The sequence below is a fragment of the Lysobacter sp. N42 genome, assembly GCF_004344885.1.
This window is the reverse complement of the sequence record NZ_SKFB01000041.1, coordinates 17950-28015: the sequence shown is the minus strand read 5'-3', so window position 1 is coordinate 28015 and position 10066 is coordinate 17950. Positions and strand designations below refer to the sequence as shown.

The 10066-nt window shown below is 71.9% G+C and carries 8 protein-coding genes and 1 pseudogene; 8 read left to right on the top strand and 1 reads right to left on the bottom strand.

What is annotated here, in order from left to right; all coding sequences use genetic code 11:
- The 8 genes and pseudogenes from EYQ95_RS22950 to EYQ95_RS22915 form a co-directional block, all read left to right on the top strand.
- A pseudogene (locus tag EYQ95_RS22950) lies at positions 1 to 280 on the top strand (coproporphyrinogen III oxidase); the annotation flags it as partial.
- A gap of 127 nt (positions 281 to 407) precedes the next feature.
- Positions 408 to 1049, top strand: a complete 642-nt coding sequence (locus tag EYQ95_RS22945; protein ID WP_132330942.1) for a helix-turn-helix domain-containing protein — start codon at positions 408 to 410, stop codon at positions 1047 to 1049.
- 91 nt (positions 1050 to 1140) lie between these two features.
- Positions 1141 to 3462, top strand: a complete 2322-nt coding sequence (locus tag EYQ95_RS22940) for a nitric-oxide reductase large subunit (RefSeq protein WP_132330940.1) — start codon at positions 1141 to 1143, stop codon at positions 3460 to 3462.
- 141 nt (positions 3463 to 3603) lie between these two features.
- Positions 3604 to 3843, top strand: coding sequence for a hypothetical protein (locus EYQ95_RS22935; RefSeq protein ID WP_132330938.1), 240 nt, complete (start codon positions 3604 to 3606; stop codon positions 3841 to 3843).
- Positions 3844 to 3906: 63 nt separating this feature from the next.
- Positions 3907 to 5136 (top strand): NnrS family protein, encoded by a 1230-nt coding sequence (locus tag EYQ95_RS22930; RefSeq protein ID WP_132330936.1) that lies wholly within the window; start codon positions 3907 to 3909, stop codon positions 5134 to 5136.
- A 13-nt stretch (positions 5137 to 5149) separates the two neighbouring features.
- Complete coding sequence (locus EYQ95_RS22925; RefSeq protein ID WP_132330934.1) at positions 5150 to 5551, top strand: SirB2 family protein; 402 nt, start codon at positions 5150 to 5152, stop codon at positions 5549 to 5551.
- A gap of 7 nt (positions 5552 to 5558) precedes the next feature.
- Positions 5559 to 7520, top strand: a complete 1962-nt coding sequence (locus EYQ95_RS22920; RefSeq protein WP_132330932.1) for a pyridoxal-dependent decarboxylase — start codon at positions 5559 to 5561, stop codon at positions 7518 to 7520.
- A 30-nt stretch (positions 7521 to 7550) separates the two neighbouring features.
- Entirely contained in the window at positions 7551 to 8684 is a 1134-nt protein-coding gene (locus EYQ95_RS22915) for a diguanylate cyclase (protein ID WP_132330930.1), read from the top strand.
- 3 nt (positions 8685 to 8687) lie between these two features.
- On the opposite strand, the gene EYQ95_RS22910 is transcribed toward EYQ95_RS22915, so the two are convergent.
- Entirely contained in the window at positions 8688 to 9887 is a 1200-nt protein-coding gene (locus EYQ95_RS22910) for an alginate export family protein (RefSeq protein ID WP_165924836.1), read from the bottom strand.
- Between the last annotated feature and the right edge of the window lie 179 nt (positions 9888 to 10066).

Here is a 10066-nt window from a genome sequence, read left to right as displayed (position 1 = left end):
CCAGCTGCGCGCCGACCTCATCCAGGCCCTCATGTGCCAGGGCGAAATCCCCGTGCGGGCGCTGGAACGGCGGTACGCGATCGATTTCGCGGCGTATTTCGCCCCGTCGCTGGAGAAGCTGGCGCCGCTGGAAGCCGACGGGCTCGTGCGCTGCAGTCCGGACCGCATCCAGGTCACGTCGCAGGGGCGGCTGTTCCTGCGTAACATTGCCATGTGCTTCGACGCCTACCTCGACCGCCCCGCCGACGTGCTGCGCCCGCGCTTCTCGCGGGCGGTCTGACCCCGGAGGGATCGCCCTGGACCTGACGCCTTTCCCGCGCCAGGACGCGCGGACCATTTCCGACGACGGCGACGCGCTGCACTTCTGCTCCACCTGCGCCTTCTCCGATGCCTGCCTCTCGCAGGGCATGGACAAGTCGGCGCTGATGGACCTGCACGTGCTGGTCGAGCACGTGGGGCCGTTCCACGCGCGCGACCACGTCTTCCGCGAGGGCGACCCCTTCGACGCGATCGCCGCCGTGCGCGCCGGCACCGTGAAGACCTACGTGATCGACCGCGACGGCCGCGAGCACGTGCTGGGCTTCCACCTGCCGGGCGAGGTCATCGGCCTCAACGCCATCGACACCGACCGCTATCCCTGCAACGCCGTGGCCCTGGACACGGTGATGCTCTGCCGCTTCTCGTTCCCGCAGATGGAGCTGCTGGCCACGCGCCTGCCCGGCCTGCAACGCCAGCTGTTCCGCCTGATGAGCCGCGACATCGGCCGCGCCGCGCAGCTGGCCGGCGACTTCACCGCCGACCAGCGCCTGGCGGCCTTCCTCGTCGGCTTCTCCCGCCGCCTGGCCGCGCGCGGCTTCTCGCCCACCCGCTTCCAGCTGACCATGGCGCGCACCGACATCGCCAACTACCTGCGCCTGGCGCCGGAGACCGTGAGCCGCGTGCTCAAGCGCTTCCAGCAGGAAGGCTGGGTGGCGGTGGACCGCCGCGAGCTGGAACTGCTGCGCCCCGACGAGATCGAGGCCCTGGCCGCGCCGGTGCTGCGCGGCTGAAGCCGGCGCATCCGCGGCCGCGTTGACTCAGGTCAAGGCGGCCGGCACCCCCCGGCGGGGAGCATGTCACCAACCGTAAGGGAGAGGTGACATGAGCAGCACACGCAAGTTGTGGTTGGGGCTTGCCGTCCTGCTTGTCGCGTCGTTCTCGGTGCTGCTGTGGGCCGGCGGAGAGATCTTCCGCACCGCCCCGCCGGTACCCGAACGCGTGGTGAGCGAGACCGGCGAGGTGGTCTACACGAAGGACGACATCCAGAAGGGCCGCCAGGTCTGGCAGTCCATGGGTGGCATGCAGCTGGGCTCGATCTGGGGCCATGGCGGCTACGTGGCGCCGGACTGGAGCGCCGACTGGCTGCACCGCGAGGCGCTCGGCGTGCTCGACATCTGGGCGCGGCAGGAGGGCGCGGCGAACTTCCATGCGCTCACGCCCGAGAAGCAGGGCAGGCTGCAGGCGCGCCTGCAGCCGATGATGCGCAAGAACACCTACGATCCCGCGACCGGCACCATCACGCTGGACGAAGACCGGGTGGCGGCGATCTCCAACGTCGCCGCGCACTACGAGAGCCTGTTCGGCAACGACCCGGCCACCGCCTCGCTGCGCGAGGCCTACGCGATGAAGAACGACACGGTCCCCGCCGCCGACCATCGGCGCGCGCTGACCGCGTTCTTCTGGTGGACGGCGTGGGCGGCCACCACGGAACGCGGCGGCGCCGCCGGCGACACGCTCGCTCCGAGCCAGCCCGGCGTGGTCGACAAGCGCGTCACCTACACCAACAACTGGCCCGGCGAGCCGCTGGTCGGCAACACGCCGCCGCCGTCGCTGTGGGTGTGGTCGGCCTTCAGCGTGCTGTTCCTGCTGGCCGGCATCGGCCTGCTCGGCTGGCACCACGCGCGCACCCACAAGGAGGAGGAGCACACGTTCCCGGCCAGCGATCCGCTGGCGACCCTGCGCGTCACCCCGTCGATGCGCGCCACCGCCAAGTACTTCTGGGTGGTGCTGGCGCTGTTCCTGGTGCAGATCCTGCTGGGCGCGATCACCGCGCACTACCAGGTCGAAGGCCAGGAGGCGTACGGCCTCGCGCTGTCGGAAGTGCTGCCCTACTCGATCACCCGCACCTGGCACACGCAGCTGGCGGTGCTGTGGATCGCCGTGGCGTGGCTCGGCACCGGCCTGTACATCGCGCCCGCGCTGTCGGGGCATGAACCGAAGTTCCAGCGGCTCGGCGTCAACTTCCTGTTCGTGTGTCTGCTGATCATCGTGGTCGGCTCGTTCGCCGGGCAGTGGCTGGCGGTGATGCAGAAGCTGGGGCTGGAGCACAACTTCTGGTTCGGCCACCAGGGCTGGGAGTTCGCCGACATGGGCCGCTTCTGGCAGTGGTTCCTGTTCATCGGCCTGCTGCTGTGGCTGACGCTGGTCGGACGCGCCCTGTGGCCGGTGCTGCGCGGGCCGAAGAGCGACACCAAGTCGATCGTCGGGCTGATGTTCCTGTCCACCGTCGCCATCGGCCTGTTCTTCGCCTCGGCGCTGATGTGGGGCGAGCACACGCACATCAGCGAGGTGGAGTACTGGCGCTGGTGGCTGGTGCACCTGTGGGTGGAGGGCTTCTTCGAGGTGTTCGCCGCCGCGGTGATGTCGCTGATCTTCGTCCGGCTCGGCCTGATCCGCGCGCACACGGCGACGGTGGCGGTGCTGTTCGCCACGGTGATCTTCCTCGCCGGCGGCGTGCTGGGCACGCTGCACCACCTCTACTTCGTCGGCACGCCGACCGCGGTGGTGGCGCTGGGCGCGAGCTTCAGCGCGCTGGAAGTGGTGCCGCTGGCCTACATCGGCTTCGAGGCCTACCACACCTACAAGCTGGGCAAGGCGACGCCGTGGATGGTTCGCTACAAGTGGCCGATCCTGTTCTTCATCGCGGTGTCGTTCTGGAACCTGGTGGGCGCCGGCCTGTTCGGCTTCCTCATCAATCCGCCGCTGTCGCTGTACTACATGCAGGGCCTCAACCTCACGCCGCTGCATGGCCACACCGCGCTGTTCGGCGTCTACGGCATGCTCGGCATCGCCCTGCTGCTGTTCAGCCTGCGCGGGCTGCGCGGCCAGATGCGCTGGGATACGCGGGCGCTGAAGATCTCGTTCTGGTCGTTCAACATCGGCCTGGCGCTGATGGCGCTGCTGACGCTGCTGCCGCTGGGCACGCTGCAGCTGCTGGCGGCGATCGAGCACGGCTACTGGTACGCGCGTTCGGCCGACTTCATGCAGAAGCCCATCGTCGACACGCTGGTGTGGCTGCGCGTGCCGGGCGACACGGTGTTCAGCATCGGTGCGCTGGCGCTGACCTGGTTCGTGTTGAGGCTGTGGGTCGCGCCGCGGCGCGAAACGCTCCCGGCCGGCGAGGCGGTCAAGCGCGAAGTCTGAGCCGGCACGACCGGCAACAGGGGGCGGCTTCGGCCGCCCCCTTTTTTGCGGATGCCACGCGGCGCGCTTGACGCACGTCAGGGCGCGGCGGCGCCGGTGCCACCACCCTGTCGCGCACACGACCCCTCCACGGAGACCGCCATGCAGTTCCGCATTTCCGCCCTTCCCCTCATCCCCGACGTGGACCGCGTCGAAGCCGCGATCACCGAGATCGACCCGGCCGCGCTGGTCGACTACGATGCGGTGCTGGCCTCGCTGAGGCTGTCGACCTCGCTGGAGCCGGCCGACATCGCGCAGGCGCTAGCCGGCGCGGGCGTGCCGGTGGCGGCATCGCAGGTGCAGCGACAGCCGTCCGAGTGCTGCGGCGGCTGCGGCGGCTGAGGCGTCCCGCGGGGTCTGACCCAGATCAAGGCAGCCGGACGGGGCGCGCGCGAGGATGTCGGCATGAATCGCGCCGCCCCCGTCGCCCCGCCCCCGTCGCCGATGCGGCTGCTCGCCGCGCCGCACCGGCTGCTGTTCTTCGTCGGCGCCAGCAACGTGCTGCTGGCGATGGCCTGGTGGGCGGCCTGGCTGGCCGCGCCGCACCTGGGCGCGGCCTTCCCGCAGCCGGCCACGCCGGCCGGCTGGCTGCATGCCTTCGTCATGCAGTACCAGATGCTGCCGAGCTTCATCTTCGGCTTCCTGCTGACCACGTTCCCGCGCTGGATGGGCCTGCCCGACATCGACCGCTGGCGCTACGCGCCGGTGGGCATCGGCCTGTTCGGTGGCCAGGTGGCGACGCTGCTGGGCGCGCTGGGATGGGACGTCGGGCTCACCGTCGGCCTGTGGATGACCGTGGCCGGCTGGGCCGCCGGCCTGGCCACGCTGGCGCCCCTGCTGTGGCGCGAGGCCGGCGCCACCTGGCATGCGCGCTCGTGCTTCGCGGCGCTCACGCTCGGCGCGATCGGACTCGCCGGCTGGCTGGCCTTCGTGCTGGGGCTGGCCTCGCCGTCCTGGGCCTTCGCCAGCATCAAGCTGGGCACCTTCGGCCTGTTGCTGCCGGTCTACCTGACGGTGGCGCACCGCATGTTCCCGTTCTTCGCGGCCAATGCGGTGCCGGGCTACCGCGCATGGCGGCCGCTGTGGCTGCTGGCGATCGCCTGGCCGCTGCTGCTGGCGCACCTGGCCCTCGAGCTGGTGCATGCCTATGCCTGGACCTGGCTGGCCGACCTGCCGCTGCTTGCGCTCACCACGGCCATGCTCTGGCGCTGGTGGCCGCGCGGCGACAAGCCCGCGCTGCTCACCGTGCTCTTCGCCGGCTTCGCCTGGCTGCCGGTCGCGTTCGCGCTGTACGCGGCGCAGAGCCTGTGGATGGCGGCCACCGGCGAATTCGCGCTGGGCCGCGCGCCGGCGCATGCGCTGTTCGTCGGCTTCTTCGGCAGCCTGCTGGTGGCGATGGTCACGCGCGTGACACAGGGCCATTCCGGCCGCCCGCTGGCGATGCCGAAGGTGGCCACCTACGCCTTCGTCGCGATCAACGTGGTCGCCGTGCTGCGCATCGCCGCCGAGCTCGCGCCCGATCCCATGCGCTGGCACGCGCTGGTGGCCGCGGGCTGGCTGGTCGCGCTGGGGCCGTGGATCGCGCGCATCGCCCGCATCTACCTGTCGCCGCGCGCCGACGGCAAACCCGGTTGAGGACATCCCTTCGATGATCGAGTTCTATCCGCAGATCAAGGCCCTGCACATCGCCATGGCCGTCTCCAGCGGCGCGCTGTTCGCCGTGCGCGGCGCGTTCGCGCTGGCCGGCCACCGCTGGCCGCATTCGCTGGCGGTGCGCGTGCTGAGCTGGACCATCGACACGACCCTGCTCACCGCCGCGCTGATGCTGTTCACCGTGCTGCCCAGGGAGCTGTTCGCCAACGGCTGGCTGGCGACGAAGATCGTGCTGCTGCTGGGCTACATCGGGCTGGGCGCGTTCGCGCTGCGCCGCGCGCGCGGCCGGCGCGGGCAGGCGGCGGCCTACGTGGCCGCGCTCGCGGTGTTCGCGTCGATCTACTCCATCGCACGTGCCCACCATCCGCTGGGCGCGCTGTACGCCCTGTTCGCCTGAGGCCCGCATGAGCGCCCTGCCCGACGACCTGCCGCATCGCGCGGCGCAGCTGGCCGAGCACGAGCGCCGCACGCTCGACGCCTGCTTCCTCGGCCCCTACGGCGAGAACGACACGCTGCTGGAGAAGCTGGTAGTGGAGTTCCTGCGCGACCACGTCTACTGGCGGCGCAACTTCCACCCCGAGGATCCGCCGGCGATCCCCACGCGCGCCGCGCAGCACCCGGCCTACCAGGGCTTCGCATCGCGCATGCGCCGCGAGCTGCACGCGCTGTCGGCCGCGCTGAAGAAGTCGGTGCCCTTCCACAGCCCGCGCTACATCGGGCACATGGCCTCCGACCTGCTGCTGCCGGGCCTGGCCGCGCAGATGCTCACGCTGCCCTACAACCCCAACAACGTGAGCGAGGAAGCCGCGCCGGTCACCGTCGACATGGAAGTGCGCGTGGGCCTGCAGCTGGCGCGCATGTTCGGCTACCCCGACGACCCCGCGCGCGAGGACTGCGCCTTCGGCCACCTCACCTCCGGCGGCACGCTGGCCAATTACCAGGCGCTGCGCCTGGCCTGGGCGCTCAAGGCGTTCCCGGTGGCGCTGCGCGCGGCGCGCGTGCCCGACATCGGCGTGCCGGCATCGGACTCGGAAGCCTTCAACCTGGCGCCGGCCGCGTCCACCGCCCTGTTCGTGCGCTGGCAGGCCTGGCTGGCCGGGCAGCCGGCCGCGCAGCGCCGCGACTGGCAGGCTCGCGTGGACGCCGAGCGCCCGGAGCAGCTGGGCCTGGTCGACTTCTTCCGCCGCCACCCGGACCTGCGCCCGCCGGTCGTGCTCGCACCGGTGACGGCGCACTACTCCTGGAGCAAGGGCATGAAGCTGCTCGGGCTGGGGCGCGCGCAGCTGCGCAAAGTGCCCGAGGTGGCCATGCGCATGGACCCGGACGCGCTGGACGGCATCCTCGAGCAGTGCCTGCGCGACGGCCAGCCCGTGCTCGCCTGCGTGGGCGTGCTGGGCACCACGGAGTTCGGCACGGTCGACCCGGTGGACCGCATCGTCGACGCGCGCGAGCGTTTCGCCCAGCGCGGCCTCGGCTTCGCCGTGCACGTGGACGCCGCCTGGGGCGGCTACCTCGCCACCCTGTTCCGCGAGCCCGACGGCGGCCTGCGCCCGCGCGCCGACATCGCGGCCGACCACGCGCACTTCCCGTGGCCGCACGTCTTCGATGCCTTCGCCGCGCTGGCTCGCACCGATTCGATCACCGTCGACCCGCACAAGCTCGGCTACCTGCCCTACGGCGCAGGCGCCTTCGTCTGCCGCGACCACCGCGCGGTGGCGCTGCTGGCCGAGCAGGCCGACTACGTCTTCCACGGCGATGCGCCCACCGACTACTTCGCCCGCCACCGCCGGCTGGGGCAGGTGATCCCCGAAGGGTCCAAGTCCGGCGCCGCGGCCGCGGCGGTGTACGTGACCCACCGCGTGCTGCCCCTGGACCACCTGCACTTCGGCGCGCTGCCGCGCCAGACCATCCGCGCCGCCGAGGCCTTCGCCGACGCGGCGGCCGCGTTCGCGCGCGAGGTCGCGCCGCGGGCGCGGGTGGTGGTGCCCTTCCCGCCCGACAGCAACCTCGTCTGCCTGGCGATCAACCCCGCCGGCAATACCGACGTGGCCGCCGCCAACGCCTTCGCGGCGCGGCTGCTCGAGGGCCTGCGCTGCGACCCGCGCGTGCCCGTGCAGAGCCGCGAGTTCTTCGGCTCGTCCACCACGCTGCGCCCGGAGGCCATGGGCGGGGCCGAGCTGTCGCGCGTGCTGGCCGAGCTGGGCCTGGACCCGGCCAGCTTCGGCACCGAGCCGGGCAACGACCGCCTGCTCATCCTGCGCCACACGCTGATGAACCCCTACCTCATCGACGAGGAGAACGGCATCAGCTTCATCGACCTGTATTTCCGCCACCTCGCCAGCCGCCTGCAGGCACTGCTAGGCTGAGCCCATCAGTGCCTTTCGGGGGGAAGGCCGATGTCCAGCGATCGGGGGTTCCGGTTCATCCCGCGCCTGCACGCGAGCCTCGACGTGCCCGCCGAGTGCGCGGACGCCCAGCGCGGCGTGGTGCGCGCGCGCATCGTCACGCTCGCGCCGGTGCTCGCCATGCTCACCGTCGGCTGGTCGATGCTGGACTTCGTGGTGCTGCCGGCCGGCGCGTTCGCGACCACCTTTATCGCACGCCTGCTCATCGCCACCGGCCTGCTGCTGCTCGCGCGCCACAGCGGGCGCATGCCCGTGCTCATGCTGCTGCGGCTGTTCCTGTGGATCCAGGCGCTGGGCTTCGGCCTGATGCAGGCCTTCGTCATCCCGCCCTCCGATACCGGCATCTCGGTGGGCTACGAGCTCGCGCCGTTCGTGATCGCCACGCAGATCGCGCTGTTTCCCGTGACCTGGGCGCACGCGCTGCGCCTGGGCACCGCGCCGGTGGCGGCGCTGGTGCTCGGGCACCTGGGCACGGGCTGGCCGCTGGACGCCGCCGACTGGCGCGACGCCTGGCTGATCGCGCTGCTGCTGGGCACGGCGGCGTGGACCTCGCACGCGCAGCTGCGCCTGCTCACCAACCTGAGCAGCGCGCGCGACGACGCCTCGCGCGATGCGCTCACCGGCCTGGCCAACCGCCGCGCGGCCAACGAGCGGCTGGAACTGGAAGCGGCGCGCTTCGCGCGCAGCGGCGCGCCGCTGTCGGTGCTGATGCTCGACCTCGACCGCTTCAAGGCCGTCAACGACCGCTGGGGCCACGCGGCCGGCGACGAAGTGCTGCGCGCGCTCGCCGGCGCGCTGCGCGCCGAGCTGCGCGCCTGCGACCTGGGCGCGCGCTTCGGCGGCGAGGAGTTCCTCGTGCTGCTCACCGATACCCAACTCGACGATGCCATGCGCGCCGCCGAGCGCATCCGCCGCCGCATCGCCGCGCTGGAAATCGACGCGGGCGAGGCGCTGCTGCGGGTGACGGTGAGCATCGGCGTGGCGCAGCTGCGCGAGGGCGAGGCGGTGGACACAGCGATCGCGCGCGCCGATGCGGCCCTCTACCGCGCCAAGTCCGAGGGCCGCGACCGGTGCGTGGCGGCCACGGGCGCGGCCGCCGAAGCAGCCGAGCCGGCCGCCACCTGAGGCCTACGGCCGCACGCCGCTCCACTCCAGCTGCAGCCAGAGCTTGGTGGTGTCGCGCGCGAAGCGGTCGGCGCGGTAGTCGGCCACCTTCGCCAGCGCCTTCCACTGCGGGCCGAAGGGCATCGCCAGCGAGGCGTTCCACTCGCGCCCGTAGCGCATATCACCGGCGTCGGCGCGGTAGTCGTGCCAGGCCAGCGTCCACTCCAGCGCGCCGAGCGCGCGCGACTTCGCCAACTGCCCGTTGGCGGCCACGTAGCGATCGTCCAGGCCCGCCGCGGGCGTGACGAGGAACTTGTCGGCCCAGCCGTTGAAGGCGTGCAGCGTGGCCAGCGGGGTCTGCAGCGCGTGCGTGCCGGTGCCGCCGAGCAGCTCCTGGCCGGCGCGCAGGGTCATGCCCGGCAGCGCCAGCGCGGGCTCCAGCAGGCGGTAGTCATGCGAGAAGTCGAGCGGGTTGCCGGCGTGGTCGACCTGGCGGGCGAACTCGGCCGTGATGCCGAAGCGGCGCGTGCCGGCCTTGGGCGCGAGCGCGTAGCGAAGGCCCAGCGTGCGCGTGGAGGCGGCGGCCAGGTCTTGGTCCTCGACCGCATAGGCATAGCCCACCAGGCGATGGTCGCCGCGCGTCCACGCGGCGTTGAGCAGGTGCGCGTCGAGGTCGCGCTCGCGGGCGAGCGGATCGATCGCATCGTCGCCGCTGACGCGGTGCACGCGGTCCAGCCAGGCGTAGGTGAGCGCGACCGGCGCCGCCGGCTTCGCCCCCAGCACCAGCGCGTCGAAGGTCTGCTCGTTCTGGCGCCAGCCCACGTTGCCCACCCAGCGCTGGTTGTCCAGCAGCAGGCGCTGGCGGCCGAGCGTGGCATTGGCCTTGCCGCCCTGCCAGCGCAGCCAGGCCTGGTTGAGCTCGGCGCCTTCCGGATCAACGACCGATGGATACGCGGTGCGGCCGTTGGCGCCGCTGTTGTAGTCGTCGCCGGGCGCGGCCACGCCCTCGCCCTCGGCAAAGGCCTCCCAGCCCGGCGCGATACGCCATCGCAGGCCGGCGCGCAGGCGCAGCATGGTGGCTTCGGCGTCGCGGGCGAAGGCGTCGTCGTCCACCGCTTCGTGGCGCAGGCGGGCATTCCATTCGAAGGACAGGGGCGAGGACCCGGCGGCGACGGCGGGCGCGGCCAGGGCAAGCAGGACGGAAGCGGTGAGCAGGCGATTCATGGCGGTTTTCCGTGGACAGGCGCGCAGCATCGGCGCCAGCACGCGCGGTTGCATTGACCCATATCAAAGGCGGCCCGGCCACCTGTTCGAAACGGCCGGACGCGGACTTGATCCAGATCAGCGCGCGGCCGTCCACGCGTCCTTAACGTTCACTCCGCAGAGGAAACAACCAACCCAAA